This window comes from Salinisphaera sp. G21_0 (assembly GCF_017744115.1).
Classification (GTDB): Bacteria; Pseudomonadota; Gammaproteobacteria; order Pseudomonadales; family Endozoicomonadaceae; genus Endozoicomonas.
Map to the genome: position 1 here is coordinate 1 of NZ_JAGHQW010000082.1, position 17777 is coordinate 17777.

Below are 17777 nucleotides of genomic sequence, written 5' to 3' on the forward strand. Positions count from 1 at the left end.
TTTGTTGGAAGATTTGTTGGATGGGCGACAGAGTTATTTTTAAGGAAATGATTGTAAGTCGTTATATTTAAAGGGGTTTATCTGGTCGGAGCGAGAGGATTTGAACCTCCGACCCCCACAACCCCATGACGGTGAAAACCATAATAAAAACAACAAGATATCTAAAATTTTTGTTGGTAGACGACGATGACAACAGCTTGATTTTAATGATTTTTTTACCCTGTTTGTTGGACGGGTTTTAGCCTCTTTTCAGAGGCTATCTGGTCCCTTCGTTAAGCAACGGCGTTCGTATATAGTGGTTCTGGGCAGACCTTGTTTTATGCCCTGAGATCTCCAGATCAGGCAGGGTTTTCAGTTTGTGCATAAGCCCCTTGTGATCCGATACGCCCTTGGCCTTCATATCCTTGTGAGTGAACTTTTCTTCTATCAGGCCTTGCTGGATAGCTGTATTCATCAAGTCTCGCCAGATGCCTTTGACGCTTGAGTAGTTCCTGTATCCATTGCCGGCTTTGGTTTGCAGCAGGTATGGGTTTTCCTTGTCAGGCTGGATGGATAGCAGTTTGTCTACAGCCGTTCTGAGTCGCGGCGTCCATTGGGTTATTTCATCAAGTGAGCCCTTGCCTCGCTCAATCAGCACTCCTTGCTCAAGTATGTGTTTGTCGGTTCTTAGCTTCAGGATCTCGCTCATTCTGGCCCTGCAAATATACCCGATCTCCATTAGCGCATAAGCCCTTGGGCTGGCAATGGCCAGCACCGGGTAATACTCTTCGTCCGATACATAGCGCTCCGACTTATCGCTGCTGGTTCTGGTGATGTTATCGCAGGGGTTAGGCGGTACATTATGGAAGTATTGCAGTGCATGCTTCCAGGCAACGCTGATAATGGATAGATGCAGGCTGGCTGTGTTTTTGCTGGTCAGGCTATCCAGGTAGCACCGTATAACAATTGTGTCGATTTTGTTCAGAGGAACATCGGCAAAGGTTTTGTAAGGTTTCATCATTGGGCAATTTTTAATGGCAGGGATAGCCCACTTCAAACGCTCAAGCTTGCTGCGCGGCACCAGGCTTTTAAACTCTTTGGATGACGGGTATTCATCCAGCAGCCAACCCAATGTGCGAGCGGCAGACTGGTTGATTTCGTTGTAGCGATCCCAGACAACATACAATGGCTGGTCATCGGTACACAGCCGGACATCTTTGGCCCTGATGGTTTTGTTTCCCCGTCGCCCCAGGTACTCCCTGAACACGTACCAACCCTTGCTTTTGTATACGTACTTGGGAAGTTGCTGGTTGATTTTTTTACGATTTGCGCCCATTTAAAAACCTCGGTACTGCTTTCTCTTCGGCTTTTCTTAACTGATTTGCTTCCAGGCTGTTGAGCGTTGTAGCAATCACCCCTTTATTGCCCAGTCGGTAGGGTATCGCCTCTTTATCCAGCCATTTCATAAGCGCTGATCTTTGTTTGAAGCCAAGCCACGCCTTTAGCTGTTCTTCCGTTATCAGCTGTTCTGAGAATTTATCCATACCCTACTCCCTGTTATGCCGCCTGCAAGCAATCAACCACAGATCGGTACCACTTGATTTGCTTAACGGGCGTACCGTTACTATGACTCTTTCCGGTGTCCAGTAGTTCCGCATGGGTTTTACCGGCTTCGGTGAGTTCCCAGTGTTTGCCTGCCTTGACCTGTAAGCCTGACTCCATAAGCAGTTGATTTACCTTTCTTCCTGATAGGCCATCAAAGCAGGCTTTGCCCAGCTCGGTGACGGTGAATGTTTTCTCTTTGCGCTCTGACTGGAGCTCTACGCCAAGCATTTTGATCGGGTTGTAGCCAGTTAAAGCTTCGGTTGCTCTTGACGCTGACAACAAGGCTTGATTACCTGACAGCCCAAACAGTTCCGCCAGGGCTTTCTTGTCGGCGGTGATTTTGGCCAGATCAGTATAAGGTGAGCATTGTTCGACGGGTTTAGGCTTGCTGGTTTCCAGGTCATGCCAGCGATCATAGACATAAGCTTGAAGCTCATAGCTGTAGCTCATCGCCATTAAGCAGGACTCGCGTTGAGGGAAGTAGTAACAAGGCTGTTCTTTGTTCTGTGAATTGAAATAGGACGAGGAAAATTTTCCTTGTCCTCCATTTAAAACCTTCGGCACCTTTTTTAAAAAGTCACTGTGAGCCTGACCGCACATCTTGGCTAAGTCCATACTGGACATAACTTCAACACCGTCACGGATCATAATCGGCAGATCAAAAGCAACGGCTTGATTCTCGTTTAAAACTAACTGGCGCATAAAACCCCCTCCGGCTGAGTGCCGGATTTCAAAATTGGTCACATTAATTAATGGTTAATTAGTTTTCTTTCATCGGGTTTGGCAAAGAAAGCGCCCAACCCATGCCATATTTTTTAGCAATACAATCCTCACCATATTGAGCGTGATATTCTTCCAGATCTTCGCGCAACCTGTCAGCGTACCTGGCTAAACGGGCAAGGGCTTTCTCTGCTTCCTCTTTGTCGTAAGCAATAATAAAGCCTTCAGAGCCGTCATTGCTCCTGTACTGGCGCAGAGCTGGAACTAACGGTTCAGGTGTTTTGCTCATACTTTCGCCTCTGACCTATCAGTGTCTGTATCTGCAAGGTACTCGTTGCATTTATCCCAGTGGTCTTCAATCACTTCAAACAGTAATCGCTTTGCTTTGAAAAACTTTTGTCTTAGCTTTGGGTCTTTTGGCAGTTCCATATTAAAAGCAAAGTGCAATGCTTTAAGCTGGCCGAGAATAACAACGTCCTTTTGCTGGTCTTCAGTCATGGCTTCACCTCCGGCGCTTTGGGTATTGGCATCCAATGGGTTATTGAGTTGCAGACACCCATGACATGAACGGTCCAGTTTTCACCATCATAATGACCGGCCCATATCTCACCAGTGGTTAGCATGACCAATACTCGCTTGCCTTTTTCTGGTGGATCGGAAACAGGAATCCAGCTATTCCAGTTTTCATGTGAACGCTTATCACTGGTGTCACCCGGATATGGGAAAAACATGGTTTTGCGAAGTGTTAATACTTTTTTGTGTAAGTGTTCTGCATTACTCTTTAACAAAGTGGAGCCCGCTTTATCCAGGGAATCAATAGCCTGTTCAATCCCGAACAGGGCTGAGTCATAACATTCTCTCAGGAGTCTTTCTCTGACGCTCATTGGTCACACCTTTATCAGTTCTTCAAAACGTGACTTGTCACGCAACATTTCACGATGCACCCCATGAAGCAGGAGGGTGAACAGTTCACTCCGGGTATTTATTAAAGGGAGCTGGCTGCAATTTTTGAAAACCTTTTTGCAGGCCAGGCACATATCCCCGTTTGGCTGATACCGGCATTCGTCAGAAAGGAATGTTCGGGTCATATTGATCCCCACCCTGATACGGGTCCTGCTGTGCCGAATTATTCCGAGTCTGTTGATACTGGTTAGGCACCTGCTGTGCTGGATGATTGACCGGGCGTTGCTGTGATTGTTGCCTCTGCTGTGTCTGCTGCTGATAGCTTTGCTGCTGGCCATTGTCGTTACGGCTATCCAGCCTTTGCAGGACTCCGTTAAAGCTATCGACAATCACCTCTGTTGTGTACCGATCAGAACCGTCCTGAGCCTGATACTTGCGAGTTTGCAGCTTACCCTCTATGTAGAGCTTTGAGCCTTTGGTGACATACTGCTGAACGATTTCAGCCAGCTTGCCGAATACAGCTATCCGATGCCACTCGGTTTTCTCCTGCTTGTTGCCAGCCTGGTCCTTCCAGCTTTCAGACGTTGCCAGGGAAAGATTAGCGATTGCCTTACCATCGGGAGTAAAACGAATATCGGGATCTTGCCCAATATTCCCTATAAGAATTACTTTATTAGCGCCTCTGTATGCCATGTTGTTTCACCTGTCTTCCGTTTAGTACGATAGTTATGTCACTTATGCGAACTGAGTTCGCATAAGCACAGTGTTATCTCGCCTGATCATTTCCATGCGCCACATTCACAAACGTATGTGCCGCCATCTAATGCAAGCTCCCATTTATGTTTGTGCTGCTGGTAGGCGCTGCATTTAACAATTGTTTGGTGACAGCTTCTGTCCATCATGGGCATTGATTTAAAATCCAATCCTGAACAATCCTTGTCTCGATTAATGCAGCTCATACACATGCTGCCCTTGGGTTGATATTCCATAACTTTTGCGTGACCTCACGGAAATGGTTAGTTCGGTGCCAGCGGCAACATAACAACAGCTTGGTTGGGACAGCTACGCTGCCCCACAAGCAAGGGTTATGTGTACCAGTCGAGTTCCGGTAGCCGCTTCGACCAGTCATTAATTTTTATTGCCCACTTCACGCTGATAAAAGCCAGTAAGTAGCAGATCGCAATCAAAGCCAGCTCAAAAACAGACATGAAAGGAAGCAATACAATTCTTGGATTAACTTTCATTGCTTTCGCCCTGCTTTTTGCACAACAATTTCGTGTGCCAGGTAAGCTTGCTCTTCTCCATGCGCTTTAAAAACCTTTTTTCGCCTTCTTTGCAGTCCATCATTTCACCTGTTAGTCAACGCATAACAACCCGCTCAACCGGACAATCCGGTTAGCGCAAGGTTAGGTTCTTACTCAGCATTCTTTTTCTCATCTTCATCATCAGGCCACATAATCCACCAAGAAACTATTACTACGAACAAATAAAAATGATCGAACACGAACTCGCCGATATTGCTGGCCATCCAATAAGTAAAACCTCCAATAAGTAAAACCTCCAATAAGTAAAACCTCCAATAAGTAAAACCCTTTGAGCTATCATGCTCGCTTTTCTTGTTTACTTGCTCAACGTCAGCTTTTTTCAACGAAAACGATTCATTCCCTGTTGCGGTTAACAAACAGGCCTTTTTAACACATGCCCAGGTGCGGCTCCGTGCAGAGTGTCATTCAGCGAATTGGATATTCGTTATGAAACGCTTCCATAGCGAAGTCATAACCACCAGACCAGTTATCAACGCCAGCATCCTCCAGGCATTGCAGCTTGAATGCAGCACGTTTCAGCGCTTCGTATTCGGAAACCGGGATAGTAACGGTTGCTTCTGGCACACAGTGAACAGGCTCAGGTTCCGGGATAGCCATTTGCAGCTGTTCTTCCTGGCTTTCTCTTTGCCTTCTTTCAGCTACAGCATTCAGTTCTTGCTCAGCCATGCGAGCTTGCTGTAATGCGGCTTCGTTCTGTTCCTGCTTACGCTTAGTTTCAGCCGCTTGCTCAGCCTCCAGCTTTTGCCGTTCTTCTTCAGCAATACGCTGGCGCTCAATCTCTGCCAGTCGAGCCGCTTCTTCCCGGGCCTTGCGCTCTTCTTCCTGACGAATCCTTTCCCGTTCTGCTTCCAGTCTTGCAGCTTCGGCCTGTTCATGGCTCGCTATCCGATCTTTGATCAGCAATGACAAATGGCTGGAGTACATCAATAGAATTTGCTGAAGATCCCGGAACAGGAAGTCATAACCACGGCCATTGATTTCAGCTTCCAACAGGTCGTGATTTTCTTCGATGATCTTCCGGTAGTTAGTGACTTCGATTTTTGCCGATGCCAGGGTATCAGCCACCGCCTCACGAATGCTCTTAACGGTCTTTTTGCCTTTGATGGCTCCAGCAAAATCGGCATTCACTGGTGGCACGCAGACAGGCAAACGCAGGTTGATTTGTTCTACATGCTCGTTAAAGCTGGACTGTGCTTCGACAATAATCTCTTGTTTGATAGCAGTCTTGCGAGCCTTAACCAGCTTATCCAGTTCCAGACGCTTGGAGCGCATGGTGTCTTTCAGCTGGTCAATGGTGCGAAACAGAGAATCAATATCCGCTGTCTGTGCCATTGCCTGCTTTTTGGCGGCTTCGAGTTCTTTCTCTGCCTTGGTGAAATGCTTGACCGTGGCTTCAGCGTTGGCAAAATCCTGATCGGTTTGCAGGTCGGTGTTAATGGCTTCGATCTGTCCCAGGGCTTCATTGCGGAATGCTGGCAGGTTGGAGGTTGTTACTTCACCGGCAATCTGTACGACCAGGGCAGGCAGCTCTAAAAGGGCAACGCCTTTTGATTCTGGCTTATGCTCAACCGGCCTAAACTCTGCCAGGTCTTTCTTGAATTGTTCCCAGCCTGCTAACAACGCCTCACGCTTTTCAGGGTTGGAGGTGTACCAGCAATACGCCATGTTTTGCTCAGTACCATCGGAACAAACGAAGATGGCTTTTTCTGCACCGCTGATATAAAGCTGTTGCTCCAACTGGTAGCAATAGTGATCTTCCAGACCAGTGCCGTTTTCCTGATCGAGCATTACCGACTCAGCAACCTTTGCATTCCATAGCTTGTGCTCAAACACAATGGCGTCATCTATGGTCAGACCGTCAAAACTGGCCAGTAAATCGTCCTGAGTGGCAACCACCGGATAGAGTTCTTCACCGATCAGCTTTTCAATAATGGGTCGAGCGCCTGCTTCCGCTGCATGGCCTTTGTCAAAAATGGCTTGCTGGCGTGGCGTGATTTCTTCACGAATACCAGTAGCTTTCTCTGCCAACAGTTGTTGGCGGGATTGGTACTTGCTCGCACCCATCATTGCAGGCGCTTCACTGGCGGTGTAATGGCTGGCTCTCAGATCTAGCCATTCCTGAGTTCCCTGTTTTTCATTTCTGACTAGCATTACTGCACCCCCTGAATCTGCGCTTTTTGTTCGTCGGTCAAGTCTTTGCCCTTGGTCTCAACCATGGCAATTAATGCCTGCGGTGTTTTCTTACCGCTTTGTATGGCTTTCTCCCAGCTTGGGAAAAGGCGGTTAAAGTCGTCTTGCTTGTAATAGTCAGGCAGGGCAGGCTGATCGGGAGCATGCACATTAACCACCTCACCACCAATCTCACGCTCATTACCTTCTACTTCATCAATACGCTTAACGGTTTCTCTGAAGCGCTGCGCGTTACCAGCCGCCGGCCACTGCTTGGAGGCGCGCTTGATAATGGCTTTCTTGGCCATTTCCTCATACCAATCGTTCCAGACGAATTGTGTTTTGGCCTTGCTTTTGATCTTGTCGATTTCAGTCTTGCTCATTACGTCGCAGAGAAAGTCACCCTTGCCGGTTTTGGCGATGCAGTACACGCCGACCACTTCACCACGATCAGTAAACGGGTTCATTTTATGGACTGGCTTCTCACAGGGGCCGAGGTATTCAAAGGTGTCTTTCTCACGGACAATCTCAGCCTTGACGTAATCAATGGCACCGCTATCAACGGCCACCTTCATCAATCCCTTGAAGGAGATCCGCAACTGGCAGACTTGCTGATTAGTTGACTTGTCGTATTCAGGCACCAGGTAAGCAAAACCGTTAGCCGGATTTAACGTCAGCCCACAGGCAGCAACATTGATAATGGCGTTCTGGATGCTGACCGGGCTGCACTTCTGGAGCATTTCACTTTTGTACCAGGCTTGCAGGGCGAACTGGCTTTCTTCCTGCCAGTGGACCAGCTGATCTTTTTCCGCGATTTTAATGAAGTCCTGTTGCTTGGCTTCAATCACCTGTTCCGGGGTTTGGATATTGGCTACTTGTTGCATGAGTCAGACTCCTTTTCAATGTCCCATAATTCATCCCGGCACTTCCAAAGAGCTTTTAATGCCTTGCCTTGACGGTCTATTGCTTTTCCTAATGCCTGATTAGCGGTTTCAAAATCCTGATTGGCTTGCTTGAGTTGATCTTCTGCCAGCTTCAGTTCTTTTTCTTTAAGCGCCAGGCGGCGCATAAGCGCATCGTCGTTAAATTTCATCGCGGTTCTCCAGATCCTGCTTCACCAATTCCTTGGCCAACCCAAAAATTTCCTCAGGCAGTTCTGACAGCATGAGTTGCAGCAAGGCCAGAGACTCGCTGGAGAATTTCAGGTTGTAGTAACCGGAGGTGATGTTGTCTTTACGGGCAGAGAGGAGATCGGCCTCAATACGGGCGGTGCGCTCGTTGGCTTGAGTGTCGATGTAATCCTGACGGGCTTCGTTCAGCCCTTCCTGGTGTGCATGGCGGCGCTCGTCCGCTGATACGGGGCAGTGGTTCATAATGCTTTCCTTGTTTCCTGTTACTGGTCTTGCTTGCTCTGATAACAGATTAGAAGGGAAAAGCTTTAGAGTCAACCAAAAAACTTTATAAATAAAACAAAAATATTTATTCGCAGACCAAAAAAGCCCGCATGAAGCGAGCCTTTTGAGGGGTAGTGTGAGTTAGCGGGTAGTGTCGTACTCTTTCTGATGGGTGTTGTTGTAGTCTTTTGTCCTGATAACCCGGCGCTCATCACTGCGCTCAGTGCCGGACTTGAAGACGATACCGCCGACAGTAAACATTGTGACTGCTGCAATCTGTAGCAACAATCGCACAAAGTCGATGGAAGCATTGAGCGCCTTGGGAGGGTTTCCGATAAAGTGATAACCGGCGTTAAAAGCATGATTCAATGACTCGCCAAGCCATGGAGGAAAAGCCAGCATCAGCCCGGTGATAAATGCGCCAATAATGGCTACATACCGTTGCTCTTCATTCAGTTTTTTCATGTTGTTTTATTTTTTCACTCGTCCACATTTTCACCTCCGGCTTGTGCCAGAGCTGCATGATTAATTCTTTTTGGTGAGCGACAGCGATGAATGATCTTTCCGTCTTCCCTGACACATGAAGATAAACTGAGTCACCTTCGCAGTATGATTTATCAAGATTGATGCTAACGAAGTCGGCCTTGAACGCCTTGGCGATATCGAGATAATCAGGCTTGGAGACTACATAAAACCCCACGCCGCTAGCACCGCTACGCGGAGGCAGGGCGACAACCAAAAAGTCTGGCCGCTCATCTTCAAAGGGCGGAATGTTCCAGGTGCTAAACCCTGGCATTGGGATAAACAGATTAACCGACAACTGACCGGCTGTATGGGAGGACAGCGAATAATCAAACCGGCCTATTGGTGGCAATAACTCTAACTGTGCATCACTCAACCAGCACTTAAAAAAATCTTCTACTGACCGAATTGCCATAGTTCGGCTGTCCATCCAGTTTTTTCGCGCCTTTGTAAACTCAATAGCCGCTTGAATCGCTCGTAGATAAACACCTTCTACCGAGGTATCCATCTCCTGCAACTGAATATCGTCGTCTTCTTTGTCAAGCCAGTACTTCTCAGCGCCAAGTACGTCTTCAATCTGGCGAGCAAACTTATCACCAATGTTTTTTGGGTTTTTATCGCGCAGCACTTCATTCAGCTGTTGAGGCCATTTGCCCAGCTGTCTCGCTAACTCTGCCTTGGTCATATCACGCTGCTGCATAAGGCGAAGCGTCTTTATTCGGCGAACTTGTCTGATATCCATCTCGCCAGTTTAGTCCAGTTTTTTACGCTACATAATTACGCTCAAAACTTTTTTTAAATGAAAAAAGGTTTATAAAGTGCTTGACGTTATAAAGAAATAAACTTTAGTATGAAGTTGCGGATATCGGAGGAACGACAATGAACTTTAAAGAGTTCTGGAATGGATTAACCAGAAAGGAGCAGGTCAAGTTTGCCAAGAGTGTTGGATTCAGTATCGACGTTTGCCGCAATGAGTACCTGTCTCCTAATCCGCAGCGCAGACCAATGCCATCTAAAGCGAAGCTGGCTCGAATGGTGATTCACGGAAAGCGGAAGTTAAAAGTGAAATCACTAATGGAGTATTTCGGTGGTGAAGGTGTTGAGCAGATGGTTGCGGAGCAGAAAAGGAAAAGCCCCGTTTCCGGGGCTTAGAGCAAGCTCACCGTGTCAGGAAAAACACAATGAACAATTCAATTATCGACAAAGTCACACCAAAACTCAAGCAACCTTTTGAGTCGGTCGGGTTTCTGATCTACACAATGCGGGAAAATTACGGCTGGAACCAGACCGAGCTGGCCGCAAAGGTGGGATGTACGCCTGCCTGCGTATCGGCTTGGGAGTCTGGCCGTATGTTGCCCCAGAGTAAAAATGTTCTGCGCCTGGCTGGCGTTTTTGAAATGACGCCCGCTGAAATTTTGATGGGTATGAGCTGCATTGTTCCTGCCGAGACCGAAACCCCGGAACAGGCCGAGCTGACTAACTCAGCACTCAGGGAAGTGATGGAGTTAGAGCCCGGTAAACCGCACCACGGCTTACCCGAATCCGATCAGGAAGCGGAAGAGAGGATCGGTGCCTACAAAGGCGACGACAAGCCAGTGTTCAGCCTGATCTTTACCGGTTCTGAGCTGGCTCATGTTCGCATCGCTCACCGTTGTAAAACCATCGACGTATCCCCTTCGGACTTCCCCGGTCTGGCTATCGACGCCATTGCTGAAGTCGTGAGGGGTGAGTGATGGACGACAGAAAGCAACCGCAATGGATAGTTGCTGAGTGCTCTCAGCCTATTGAGTTCTCTGAAAGCTATCTGACAACGCTGGAAGAAACCTATCCCGACGTTGATGTAATTGGTCAGCTTAACGCGGCGGCTGATTTTGCGGAGGTTACGTTCGACACGCCGTTGAACAAAAGAGGTGTTGTCACCTTTGTGAACAACTGGCTGAAGAGAAACCAGCGATGGGCAGAACGGAACGCAGATAAGTTCCGAGTCTGCACAGAGGAGAGTAAGTCATGAGGGACTACGGCAAGATCCATTGCCAGTTCTGGGGTAGTGAGGATGTGCTGGCAATGTCCGACGATGAAAAGCTTATGGCTCTTTATCTGCTGACCTGCGCCCATGGCAACATTATTGGCATCTTCAGAATGCCTGAAGGGTATATCTCATCTGACCTTAACTGGCCCTTGGAAAGGGTTAGGCAAACCCTTCTGGAACTGTTTCGAAAGGGTTTCATAACCCTTCGGGAAGGGTCTCAATGGCTGGTGATAAACCGCTTCCTGAAGTTTAATCCGGTTGAAAATCCGAACCAGATTAAGGCGGCGTTAAAGCTGCTGAAGAAATGCCCTGCGATTTTGCCCGACGTTGAGGTTCCGCTCAGGCACTTACTGGAAGCAATCAATAAGTGTAACGCTGAAAAAGAGCGCTTGCTCAGGGAATACAAGGAGTTAGAGCGGGTATTTCGTGAGAATGCAAAGGGTTGTGCAAACCCTTCTGAAACCCTTTCGAAACCCTTGGGGAGCCCTTTCGAAACCCTTACCCAAACCAGTAGCAGTAGCAGTAGCAGTAGCAGTAGCAGTAGCAGTAGCAGAATTGTTGTGTCTAACGACACTTGTCCAGCCGAGGCTGAACCGGTCGCGCCGAAAGCGAACCACGCTGAAAAAATTCAGGACGTGTTTGTTCACTGGCAAACCGTGCTCAATCACCCACAGGCAAAGCTTGACGAGAACCGCAAGAAGTTTATCCGAAATGCCCTGAAGTCGGGCTATGACGTTGATCAACTCAAGCTGGCTATCGACGGTTGCAGTCGTACGCCGCACAACATGGGCGACAACGACCGCAACCAGGTGTACGACGGGATTCACATCATTTTCAAAAACGCTGATCAGATCGACCGATTCATCGGCAATGCTGGCAACCAGCTGGTTAGCCAGTTGAGCAAGGCAGGCCGTTCAACCCAGGCAGCGGGCGATGCACTGATGGCTGAAATGTTCGGGGAGAATGTCCATGGATACTAACAATCCCCAGGAAGTGAAATCGTTCATCGACCTGATGACCGGCGTTGCTGAGTACTACGGCAAGGAGCTTTCTCCTGCTGGTATGCGAATCCTGATGAACGCCCTTGCGGTTTACCCGATCAGTGATATTCAACGGGCTTGCAGTACCCATGTTCGCAACCCGGACTCAGGTCAGTTCATGCCCAAGGCAGGCGACATTGTTCGGCTGATCGAAGGCGACACCGGCTCACAGGCAGGGCAGGCAGGCGTGAAGGTGGACAAGGCGCTCAGGATTCAAGGTCCCTACGTGGACGTGTGCTTTGACGACCCGATCATTCACCGCGTCATCGAAGATATGGGCGGATGGGTTCACTACTGCACCCGTTCAAACGAGGACGAGTACGTGTTCCAGCAAAAGGAGTTCGAGCGCCGGTACAAGGGGTATGTCGGACGCCCATTGCAGGAATATCCGAAGCTGTTAACCGGTATGGCCAGCCACAGCAACAGCGTCAAAGGCTTCCAGCGCGAAGAGCTGCCCAAGCTGATTGGCAATCAGGAAAAAGCGTTTCTGGTTTATCAAAACGGCATTGAACCAGGAGCAAAGCAATCAGGGCCCGTTGATTTCTCCCGAATGATTGCGGACATGCGCGCTGGTACCACGCCAGCACTGCCCAATAAAACCAGCGAAAACGGGGGCGGCAATGAACAAGCTCATTAAGTTCTTCACCCAGCGCGAAGTTTTTCACGATGGCACCGAGGGCGACACCCTGTTTGAAGTGCTGCTGTCAACCATCGCCCTAGCAGCCTTTTTCGTGCTGATGACCTGGGTTTTATTTGCAGCGCCCGGCAGCCATCAACACGACCACCGCCAGCCAGTACAACAAGAACAAACAGGGAACAGGGGATAACAGGTCATGGAAAACAATCCGGTTTACGTGTCATTCAGTGGCGCAGAACTCAAAGAGTCACAGCGTCAGTCAATCGCTGCCGACGTAGCGGCGTTTTTGGCAAAAGGCAAGGCCATCAAGCAGATCAGCAGCGGAACCGTTCAAAAAGAGATCCCGAACCTGAGCAGTATCGCCGGGGAGAAGCAACGCAGCCGCACCCGGGTTAAGAAAATCGACCTGGACTATCTGGCCAGGCTGAGAGAGGAGGATTCTGAAAAGCTGCTGGGCCGCGCGGAAGTGATGCAGCTCACCGGCCTGAGCAAGAGCGCGATCAATCACTGGGGTAATGGCACGTGCCTGGTAGAAGTTTGTCGCCCTTTGACATTCAAGGCACCTCACCTCTGGCGGAACGGCGACCTGATCCAGTGGTGTGATCACGCTATCGCTACGGCGAAGGGGTGATCCATGCCTGAGCTCACACTGATCAAACGGCTGGACGGTTCATTCGTACCAGCCACTCACCAGGACGCGGAGAAGTGCAACAAGATCAAGGTCGGTGCCGGTATTCGAGCCCAGTGGAAGCAGAAGCGGAACATTAAGTTTCATCGCAAGTATTTCGCTCTGTTGAATATCGGCTTTGATGCTTTTGAGCCAGCAGTTCAGGAGTACAAGGGCTTTCAGGTGCAAAAGAGCTTTGAGCGTTATCGCAAAGACGTGATCTGTTCCGCTGGATTCTATGACGTTATTGCCAACCTGAACGGGGATATACGCCGGGAGGCGCACAGTATTTCGTTTGCCAGCATGAACGAAGATCAATTCTCGGAGCTGTACAGCAATAGCGTTGATGTGACTTTGCAGCGTGTTCTGACCAATTACACCCGGGGCGATCTTGAGCGCCAGGTAGAGCGAATCATAGGGATGGTGTGATGAACAAAAACCAGATTGATATTTTTTCGGGCGTATCTGCCCGGTTGCAAATGACCGACGCCATTGAGCTGACCAAGCAATCACTACAGGCCCACGGTGCAGAACACGACCATTGGGGCATTGCCTGGAGTGGTGGTAAAGACAGCAGCGCAACGCTCACTTTGATTGTCTGGATGATTGAAAGCGGGATGATCCAGGCACCCAAAAAGCTGTCAGTGTTTTATGCCGACACGCGAATGGAGTTACCACCGCTATCCATTGCCGCCTATCAGATCATTGATGAGCTGAAGGAGCGGGATATTGATGTGCAGATTGTTATGGCTCCCATGGATAAGCGGTTCATGGTTTATATGCTGGGCCGTGGCGTACCGCCGCCCAATAACAACACCCTGAGATGGTGTACACGGCAAATCAAAATTGACCCGATGCAAGACTCGCTGGCTGAAGCCATTGCGGATTATGACGGCAGTATTCTGATGATTACCGGTGTACGACAGGGCGAGTCTGCTATCCGGGATCAGCGAATCACTATGAGCTGTGGCAAGGATGGGGCTGAGTGTGGCCAGGGCTGGTATCAGGAAGTTCTGCCACACGCTAAAGGCATTCGGGGCAGGGTTGCCACTCTTGCGCCGCTGCTGCACTGGCGAGTCTGTCATATCTGGGAATGGCTCAAGCACTGGGCTCCACAAGCGGATTTTGGCGACTGGTCTACTGCCGCTATTGCCGACGCCTATGGCGGGGATGAAGCGGAAGAGTTGAGCGCCCGTACTGGCTGTGTTGGTTGTCCGCTGGCTCAGGAAGATAAGGCGCTGGATACCGTGATTGCCATGAAGCGCTGGGCTTACCTGGCACCCTTGAAAAGGCTTCGGGGTATTTACCGGGCATTACGGGAGCCCCATAACCGGCTGCGTAAGCCAGGCACCGACCGGAATAAAAACGGCTCACTGGAAACCAACCCGCAACGAATGGGGCCCCTCACCATGGAAGCCAGGCAGTGGGCTCTGAAAGAAATTCTTTCTATCCAGGACGAAGTGAACCAGGAAGCCCTGTTTCAGAACCGGCCTGCAATCAGCCTGATTAACGAGCGTGAAGAGGTTCGGATACGGGATCTGATTGGTAGCAATACCTGGCCGAACAAGTGGCGAGGTGATGAGCCCAGGGCAGATACCGCCATGGACCTGATTATGGCGGAAGGCATTGTTCAGCCGTTGCTGATTGCGTGAGGGAACCACCATGAGCCGCAAACAAAAAACCAAAACAGAAAAACAACACCTTGCAGATGTAGCCGAACTCGGCTGCATCGCCTGCCGGATGGATGGCTTTATCGAGTTCGGCGAGTGCCAGGCAACACCGCACCATATCACTACCGGCAAGGGTATGGGTGAAATGCGGAGCGACTTTGAAACGATTCCGCTTTGTTACGAACACCACCAGGGCAAGACGATCAGTGTGCACGGTACACCGGAGAAGTTTCGGATGACCTTCGGCAAAGAGACCGATTTGCTGGAGCTGACAAAACAAGACTTGAAAGAGCTTAGGGCGCAAAAGATCGGGGGTTAGGGGTGAAGATTGCAGTCAATAGTTATTTTTGTGGTGCAGGGTTGTTTGATACCGGGCTTCTGGATGCCGGTATCGAGATTAACCAGGCGTTTGAATTAGATGTGGATGCCTGCAAAACCTATCGGCACAATCTTGGCAATCACATCAAACAGTGTGATCTGACACAAGAGCTGGTAATGGAGCAGGATAGCTGCGATGGAATGGTTTTCACTTATCCGTGCACTAAGTACAGCGCTATAGCTGACATTCACCAGACCCGGACCGGTGATGAGCTCTTTCTTCACGCTCTGAGACATTTGGCTATCGCGAGGCCGGAGTTTTACATCGTTGAAAATGTTCCGGGCATGAAAGCTTTCCCGGTTGTTATGGAAGCCATGACAAAAATGCCGGACTACTACCTGAATGTATTTTGCCCGGTAAAGGCTGAGCTGTGGCTACCACAACGCAGAAATCGGCTGATCATTATTGGTACAAAAAGGCCGTTTAAAGTCAGAGCGCCGGAAAATAATTATCGAGTCAAACTGGCTGACATTCTCGAAGCTGAACCCCGGGTATCTCTGCCAAAAGCGATTAGAGCAAGGATGCAGGGAGAGTATCGAGACTTACCGATTATCTCTGACCCGGAAAGAAACGACCTGGCTCCAACGTGTGTTGCTCATTACGCAAAGGACAAAAGCACTCGGCTGGTAAAAGACAGCCGGTTCCCTATGGGCGTTCGCCCTTATTCCGTCAGAGAGTTTGCCCGGTTGCAGGGTTTACCGGATTCCTTTGAGTTTCCGGTATCGGACACCGCAGCTTATCGCCAGATTGGTAATGGTGTCCCCCGGCATTTTGGTATCTGGGCCGGTAAGGAAATGGTTCGCTACATGGGGGCAGCAGCATGAGCAGGCTACCCATGAAACGCCTTTTTCTTGTTCCCATACTCGGCGGCCTTGCCGGGTATGAGGTTCTTTTGCTGTCGGTATGGGTGCCTGCACTGAATCAGCCGCGACCATGGCTGAGAAAAAAGAAGGGAAGGAGCTGATGAAAAACATTATCCAGATAAACAACGGAGTTCTTACAACAACGACATGGATTGTTGCCGCTGAATGCAACCGGCGACACAACAAAGTGGTTGAGGCGATTGACGGTTTGATTTCAGAGTCTCATATCAATCTACCCGAATTCAGGCAGATTGAAGTCACTGATAGCAAGGGGCGTAGTCAAAAAGCCTATGAATTGACCGAGGCGGGATTCCTTGCCGCTATGCCGTATATCTGCGGCGTGAAGGGTAAGCAAGGTCAACGGTTGTTGGTTGATGAATTTATCAGGCTCAGAAAGCAGATCGAGCAAGGTCATAACTTTTTGCAATTGGAGCAGAAGGAGCAAGCCAGTATTGCCGGGCGAGGCCCGGCTAACTGGCGATGGTGCAAGCCGGTTTTTGATGCTCAGTTGAGTTTGCCGCTGGCTGAAGTGGTTGGCATTGAGGGACGGAAATGAAAATCAACATCGGAATCGACCCGGGCAAAACCGGCGCTATCGCTTTTCTGGAAGGGGAGGTATTAAAGCGCGTTCTGGATATGCCAGTGATCCCGGACGGGAAAGGCAAAAAGGACAAGGTAGACGGGGCTCAGCTGAGAAGGTTTATCGCTGAGCTGACTGCTGAATCCAGGCAGGTTCACGTTTATCTGGAGCGTGTTGGAGCAATGCCCGGACAAGGTGTAACCAGCATGTTCAATTTTGGCCGCTCCTTTGGAGTGGTTGAAGGTGTTGTTGCAGGTATGGGGTTGCCAGTGACTTATGTCACACCCCAGGCATGGAAAAAAGCCTTCGGACTGATCGGTGCGGAAAAAGACGCCAGTCGTGGAAGGGTAGTCGAGTTGTATCCCGAGGCAGATGTTCGCAGAAAGAAGGACTCAGGGCGTGCTGATGCGATCCTGATCGCCCGGTATGGAAGCCAATCGAGCTATTAAGCCATTTGCAGGAGATCAGTTTATGAGCATGTATCCGCACACGGGGGCCGCCCTGATCAATGCGTTCAATTACAGCCTGTTCGATACCTATAAATCGGCATGCTGGCAGCGACTCGCTTCAGAGCTTTGTGACAAGTACCCGGAGTTGGACAGGCCGATACCGGAAGATCGGAACTTTGACCGCAGTCGATTGACAAGAAGCGACTGGGCAACACAGGCTGGCATGGTTTCCGGTTTGCTCAGGAACCGGTTAAGTAATTTGGAGTACCATTTGCTCAGAATCCGCTACACCTTTGATGGGGAAATGCTGTCACAGAAGCCCGGTATCTCTGTTCGCCTGAAGATGACGGACAATCTCAGGAGCGCCCTGGTTGAAGGCTGGCCAGAGATACACGGCGCACTGCGTATTCATCCGGAGACACCACGGACGTTAGCGGAGCGTACGGTTAAGCTGGAATACCTTGGGCTCAGGGCATTAAGGCCGGATGTCATCAAAGACACATTCAAAGCCAGCGGTGAAGAAGCTCAGAAGACCATCACAAACCAGCAGTACAAAGTGAAGAGATCCATTAATCAGATGGTGCAGGCTGCTTATAACAATGCGCAGATTGTGCTGGAGTCGGAGGGCTTAACCAAGGCGGCAGAATAAAGCTGACGATGAAGAACGAATAAGCACGATAGTTATGTCACTTATGCGAACTAAGTTCGCATAAGTACAGTGTTGAACGCGCCCGGCCCCGCCGGGGGAAGCTGACATGTAGTTTTTGGTCTACCTTGAGGTTTTCATTTTAACTCGTTGTTGATTTAGATGAAGACCTCTGTTCAAGGGATATTTGCTGAGAACTT

29 protein-coding genes are annotated in these 17777 nt (G+C 49.5%); 14 read left to right on the plus strand and 15 right to left on the minus strand.

The window, feature by feature from the left end; genetic code table 11:
- Positions 1 to 256: 256 nt before the first annotated feature.
- The 15 genes from J7439_RS23260 to J7439_RS23330 all read right to left on the minus strand — a co-directional run bounded on the left by J7439_RS23260 (position 257) and on the right by J7439_RS23330 (position 9317).
- Positions 257 to 1315, minus strand: a complete 1059-nt coding sequence (locus J7439_RS23260) for a site-specific integrase (protein ID WP_209204443.1) — start codon at positions 1313 to 1315, stop codon at positions 257 to 259.
- Entirely contained in the window at positions 1299 to 1523 is a 225-nt protein-coding gene (locus tag J7439_RS23265) for a DUF4224 domain-containing protein (RefSeq protein ID WP_209204444.1), read from the minus strand. The genes J7439_RS23260 and J7439_RS23265 overlap by 17 nt, the downstream gene beginning before the upstream one ends.
- Before the next feature lie 13 nt (positions 1524 to 1536).
- Positions 1537 to 2328 carry a Rha family transcriptional regulator gene (locus J7439_RS23270; RefSeq protein WP_209204445.1) on the minus strand — a complete coding sequence of 264 codons (792 nt, stop codon included), beginning with the start codon at positions 2326 to 2328 and terminating at the stop codon, positions 1537 to 1539.
- 16 nt (positions 2329 to 2344) lie between these two features.
- Positions 2345 to 2593, minus strand: a complete 249-nt coding sequence (locus J7439_RS23275) for a hypothetical protein (protein ID WP_209204446.1) — start codon at positions 2591 to 2593, stop codon at positions 2345 to 2347.
- Entirely contained in the window at positions 2590 to 2802 is a 213-nt protein-coding gene (locus J7439_RS23280; protein WP_209204447.1) for a hypothetical protein, read from the minus strand. Before J7439_RS23280 ends, J7439_RS23275 begins: the two co-directional genes overlap by 4 nt.
- Positions 2799 to 3188 (minus strand): DUF551 domain-containing protein, encoded by a 390-nt coding sequence (locus J7439_RS23285; RefSeq protein ID WP_209204448.1) that lies wholly within the window; start codon positions 3186 to 3188, stop codon positions 2799 to 2801. The genes J7439_RS23280 and J7439_RS23285 overlap by 4 nt, the downstream gene beginning before the upstream one ends.
- Before the next feature lie 181 nt (positions 3189 to 3369).
- Positions 3370 to 3900, minus strand: a complete 531-nt coding sequence (locus tag J7439_RS23290) for a single-stranded DNA-binding protein (protein ID WP_209204449.1) — start codon at positions 3898 to 3900, stop codon at positions 3370 to 3372.
- Between the two features lie 392 nt (positions 3901 to 4292).
- Positions 4293 to 4451, minus strand: coding sequence for a hypothetical protein (locus J7439_RS23295; protein ID WP_209204450.1), 159 nt, complete (start codon positions 4449 to 4451; stop codon positions 4293 to 4295).
- Between the two features lie 170 nt (positions 4452 to 4621).
- Positions 4622 to 4855, minus strand: a complete 234-nt coding sequence (locus J7439_RS23300; RefSeq protein WP_209204451.1) for a hypothetical protein — start codon at positions 4853 to 4855, stop codon at positions 4622 to 4624.
- Positions 4856 to 4937: 82 nt separating this feature from the next.
- Positions 4938 to 6683: a YqaJ viral recombinase family protein gene (locus J7439_RS23305; protein ID WP_209204452.1), complete on the minus strand. Its 1746-nt coding sequence runs from the start codon at positions 6681 to 6683 to the stop codon at positions 4938 to 4940.
- Positions 6683 to 7585 carry a recombinase RecT gene (locus tag J7439_RS23310; RefSeq protein ID WP_209204453.1) on the minus strand — a complete coding sequence of 301 codons (903 nt, stop codon included), beginning with the start codon at positions 7583 to 7585 and terminating at the stop codon, positions 6683 to 6685. Before J7439_RS23310 ends, J7439_RS23305 begins: the two co-directional genes overlap by 1 nt.
- Positions 7573 to 7794: a hypothetical protein gene (locus J7439_RS23315; RefSeq protein WP_209204454.1), complete on the minus strand. Its 222-nt coding sequence runs from the start codon at positions 7792 to 7794 to the stop codon at positions 7573 to 7575. The genes J7439_RS23310 and J7439_RS23315 overlap by 13 nt, the downstream gene beginning before the upstream one ends.
- Complete coding sequence (locus J7439_RS23320) at positions 7784 to 8074, minus strand: hypothetical protein (RefSeq protein WP_209204455.1); 291 nt, start codon at positions 8072 to 8074, stop codon at positions 7784 to 7786. The genes J7439_RS23315 and J7439_RS23320 overlap by 11 nt, the downstream gene beginning before the upstream one ends.
- A 162-nt stretch (positions 8075 to 8236) precedes the next feature.
- Positions 8237 to 8560, minus strand: a complete 324-nt coding sequence (locus tag J7439_RS23325; RefSeq protein ID WP_209204456.1) for a hypothetical protein — start codon at positions 8558 to 8560, stop codon at positions 8237 to 8239.
- Complete coding sequence (locus tag J7439_RS23330; protein WP_209204457.1) at positions 8544 to 9317, minus strand: helix-turn-helix transcriptional regulator; 774 nt, start codon at positions 9315 to 9317, stop codon at positions 8544 to 8546. The genes J7439_RS23325 and J7439_RS23330 overlap by 17 nt, the downstream gene beginning before the upstream one ends.
- Positions 9318 to 9496: 179 nt before the next feature.
- Between J7439_RS23330 and J7439_RS23335 the strand changes: the two genes are divergently transcribed.
- The 14 genes from J7439_RS23335 to J7439_RS23400 all read left to right on the plus strand — a co-directional run bounded on the left by J7439_RS23335 (position 9497) and on the right by J7439_RS23400 (position 17580).
- Positions 9497 to 9769 carry a hypothetical protein gene (locus J7439_RS23335; RefSeq protein ID WP_209204458.1) on the plus strand — a complete coding sequence of 91 codons (273 nt, stop codon included), beginning with the start codon at positions 9497 to 9499 and terminating at the stop codon, positions 9767 to 9769.
- A 29-nt stretch (positions 9770 to 9798) separates the two neighbouring features.
- Positions 9799 to 10350, plus strand: a complete 552-nt coding sequence (locus tag J7439_RS23340; RefSeq protein WP_209204459.1) for a helix-turn-helix domain-containing protein — start codon at positions 9799 to 9801, stop codon at positions 10348 to 10350.
- Complete coding sequence (locus J7439_RS23345; RefSeq protein WP_209204460.1) at positions 10350 to 10628, plus strand: hypothetical protein; 279 nt, start codon at positions 10350 to 10352, stop codon at positions 10626 to 10628. The genes J7439_RS23340 and J7439_RS23345 overlap by 1 nt, the downstream gene beginning before the upstream one ends.
- On the plus strand, positions 10625 to 11626 hold the full coding sequence (locus tag J7439_RS23350) for a hypothetical protein (protein ID WP_209204461.1): 1002 nt from the start codon (positions 10625 to 10627) through the stop codon (positions 11624 to 11626). The genes J7439_RS23345 and J7439_RS23350 overlap by 4 nt, the downstream gene beginning before the upstream one ends.
- Positions 11616 to 12323 carry a DUF6475 domain-containing protein gene (locus tag J7439_RS23355; protein ID WP_209204462.1) on the plus strand — a complete coding sequence of 236 codons (708 nt, stop codon included), beginning with the start codon at positions 11616 to 11618 and terminating at the stop codon, positions 12321 to 12323. The genes J7439_RS23350 and J7439_RS23355 overlap by 11 nt, the downstream gene beginning before the upstream one ends.
- Positions 12307 to 12513: a hypothetical protein gene (locus J7439_RS23360; RefSeq protein ID WP_209204463.1), complete on the plus strand. Its 207-nt coding sequence runs from the start codon at positions 12307 to 12309 to the stop codon at positions 12511 to 12513. The genes J7439_RS23355 and J7439_RS23360 overlap by 17 nt, the downstream gene beginning before the upstream one ends.
- 6 nt (positions 12514 to 12519) lie before the next feature.
- Entirely contained in the window at positions 12520 to 12954 is a 435-nt protein-coding gene (locus J7439_RS23365; RefSeq protein ID WP_209204464.1) for a hypothetical protein, read from the plus strand.
- Between the two features lie 3 nt (positions 12955 to 12957).
- The gene (locus tag J7439_RS23370; RefSeq protein ID WP_209204465.1) at positions 12958 to 13419 is read left to right on the plus strand and encodes a DUF1367 family protein; all 462 of its coding nucleotides are present in this window, start codon (positions 12958 to 12960) and stop codon (positions 13417 to 13419) included.
- Complete coding sequence (locus tag J7439_RS23375; RefSeq protein WP_209204466.1) at positions 13419 to 14642, plus strand: phosphoadenosine phosphosulfate reductase domain-containing protein; 1224 nt, start codon at positions 13419 to 13421, stop codon at positions 14640 to 14642. The genes J7439_RS23370 and J7439_RS23375 overlap by 1 nt, the downstream gene beginning before the upstream one ends.
- Before the next feature lie 10 nt (positions 14643 to 14652).
- A complete protein-coding gene (locus J7439_RS23380; RefSeq protein WP_209204467.1) occupies positions 14653 to 14979 on the plus strand; it encodes a Ref family recombination enhancement nuclease in 327 nt (108 codons plus the stop codon).
- Positions 14980 to 14981: 2 nt separating this feature from the next.
- Positions 14982 to 15863: a DNA cytosine methyltransferase gene (locus J7439_RS27340; protein ID WP_209204468.1), complete on the plus strand. Its 882-nt coding sequence runs from the start codon at positions 14982 to 14984 to the stop codon at positions 15861 to 15863.
- A gap of 109 nt (positions 15864 to 15972) precedes the next feature.
- Positions 15973 to 16458, plus strand: a complete 486-nt coding sequence (locus J7439_RS23390) for a Rha family transcriptional regulator (RefSeq protein ID WP_209204469.1) — start codon at positions 15973 to 15975, stop codon at positions 16456 to 16458.
- Complete coding sequence (locus J7439_RS23395; protein WP_209204470.1) at positions 16455 to 16931, plus strand: RuvC family protein; 477 nt, start codon at positions 16455 to 16457, stop codon at positions 16929 to 16931. Before J7439_RS23390 ends, J7439_RS23395 begins: the two co-directional genes overlap by 4 nt.
- Positions 16909 to 17580, plus strand: a complete 672-nt coding sequence (locus J7439_RS23400) for a hypothetical protein (RefSeq protein ID WP_209204471.1) — start codon at positions 16909 to 16911, stop codon at positions 17578 to 17580. Before J7439_RS23395 ends, J7439_RS23400 begins: the two co-directional genes overlap by 23 nt.
- Positions 17581 to 17777: the final 197 nt, after the last annotated feature.

Bases quoted from the DNA above. Each gene is read 5' to 3' on its own strand.
- J7439_RS23340 (WP_209204459.1), top strand. From the start codon at position 9,799: ATGAACAATTCAATTATCGACAAAGTCACACCAAAACTCAAGCAACCT.
- J7439_RS23360 (WP_209204463.1), top strand. From the start codon at position 12,307: ATGAACAAGCTCATTAAGTTCTTCACCCAGCGCGAAGTTTTTCACGAT.
- J7439_RS23290 (WP_209204449.1), bottom strand. From the start codon at position 3,900: ATGGCATACAGAGGCGCTAATAAAGTAATTCTTATAGGGAATATTGGG.
- J7439_RS23275 (WP_209204446.1), bottom strand. From the start codon at position 2,593: ATGAGCAAAACACCTGAACCGTTAGTTCCAGCTCTGCGCCAGTACAGG.
- J7439_RS23380 (WP_209204467.1), top strand. From the start codon at position 14,653: ATGAGCCGCAAACAAAAAACCAAAACAGAAAAACAACACCTTGCAGAT.
- J7439_RS23345 (WP_209204460.1), top strand. From the start codon at position 10,350: ATGGACGACAGAAAGCAACCGCAATGGATAGTTGCTGAGTGCTCTCAG.
- J7439_RS23260 (WP_209204443.1), bottom strand. From the start codon at position 1,315: ATGGGCGCAAATCGTAAAAAAATCAACCAGCAACTTCCCAAGTACGTA.
- J7439_RS23295 (WP_209204450.1), bottom strand. From the start codon at position 4,451: ATGAAAGTTAATCCAAGAATTGTATTGCTTCCTTTCATGTCTGTTTTT.
- J7439_RS23330 (WP_209204457.1), bottom strand. From the start codon at position 9,317: ATGCAGCAGCGTGATATGACCAAGGCAGAGTTAGCGAGACAGCTGGGC.
- J7439_RS23305 (WP_209204452.1), bottom strand. From the start codon at position 6,683: ATGCTAGTCAGAAATGAAAAACAGGGAACTCAGGAATGGCTAGATCTG.
- J7439_RS23375 (WP_209204466.1), top strand. From the start codon at position 13,419: ATGAACAAAAACCAGATTGATATTTTTTCGGGCGTATCTGCCCGGTTG.
- J7439_RS23365 (WP_209204464.1), top strand. From the start codon at position 12,520: ATGGAAAACAATCCGGTTTACGTGTCATTCAGTGGCGCAGAACTCAAA.
- J7439_RS23350 (WP_209204461.1), top strand. From the start codon at position 10,625: ATGAGGGACTACGGCAAGATCCATTGCCAGTTCTGGGGTAGTGAGGAT.
- J7439_RS23370 (WP_209204465.1), top strand. From the start codon at position 12,958: ATGCCTGAGCTCACACTGATCAAACGGCTGGACGGTTCATTCGTACCA.
- J7439_RS23400 (WP_209204471.1), top strand. From the start codon at position 16,909: ATGGAAGCCAATCGAGCTATTAAGCCATTTGCAGGAGATCAGTTTATG.
- J7439_RS23355 (WP_209204462.1), top strand. From the start codon at position 11,616: ATGGATACTAACAATCCCCAGGAAGTGAAATCGTTCATCGACCTGATG.
- J7439_RS23315 (WP_209204454.1), bottom strand. From the start codon at position 7,794: ATGAAATTTAACGACGATGCGCTTATGCGCCGCCTGGCGCTTAAAGAA.
- J7439_RS23285 (WP_209204448.1), bottom strand. From the start codon at position 3,188: ATGAGCGTCAGAGAAAGACTCCTGAGAGAATGTTATGACTCAGCCCTG.
- J7439_RS23390 (WP_209204469.1), top strand. From the start codon at position 15,973: ATGGCTGAGAAAAAAGAAGGGAAGGAGCTGATGAAAAACATTATCCAG.
- J7439_RS23265 (WP_209204444.1), bottom strand. From the start codon at position 1,523: ATGGATAAATTCTCAGAACAGCTGATAACGGAAGAACAGCTAAAGGCG.
- J7439_RS23395 (WP_209204470.1), top strand. From the start codon at position 16,455: ATGAAAATCAACATCGGAATCGACCCGGGCAAAACCGGCGCTATCGCT.
- J7439_RS23325 (WP_209204456.1), bottom strand. From the start codon at position 8,560: ATGAAAAAACTGAATGAAGAGCAACGGTATGTAGCCATTATTGGCGCA.
- J7439_RS23335 (WP_209204458.1), top strand. From the start codon at position 9,497: ATGAACTTTAAAGAGTTCTGGAATGGATTAACCAGAAAGGAGCAGGTC.
- J7439_RS23320 (WP_209204455.1), bottom strand. From the start codon at position 8,074: ATGAACCACTGCCCCGTATCAGCGGACGAGCGCCGCCATGCACACCAG.
- J7439_RS23310 (WP_209204453.1), bottom strand. From the start codon at position 7,585: ATGCAACAAGTAGCCAATATCCAAACCCCGGAACAGGTGATTGAAGCC.
- J7439_RS23280 (WP_209204447.1), bottom strand. From the start codon at position 2,802: ATGACTGAAGACCAGCAAAAGGACGTTGTTATTCTCGGCCAGCTTAAA.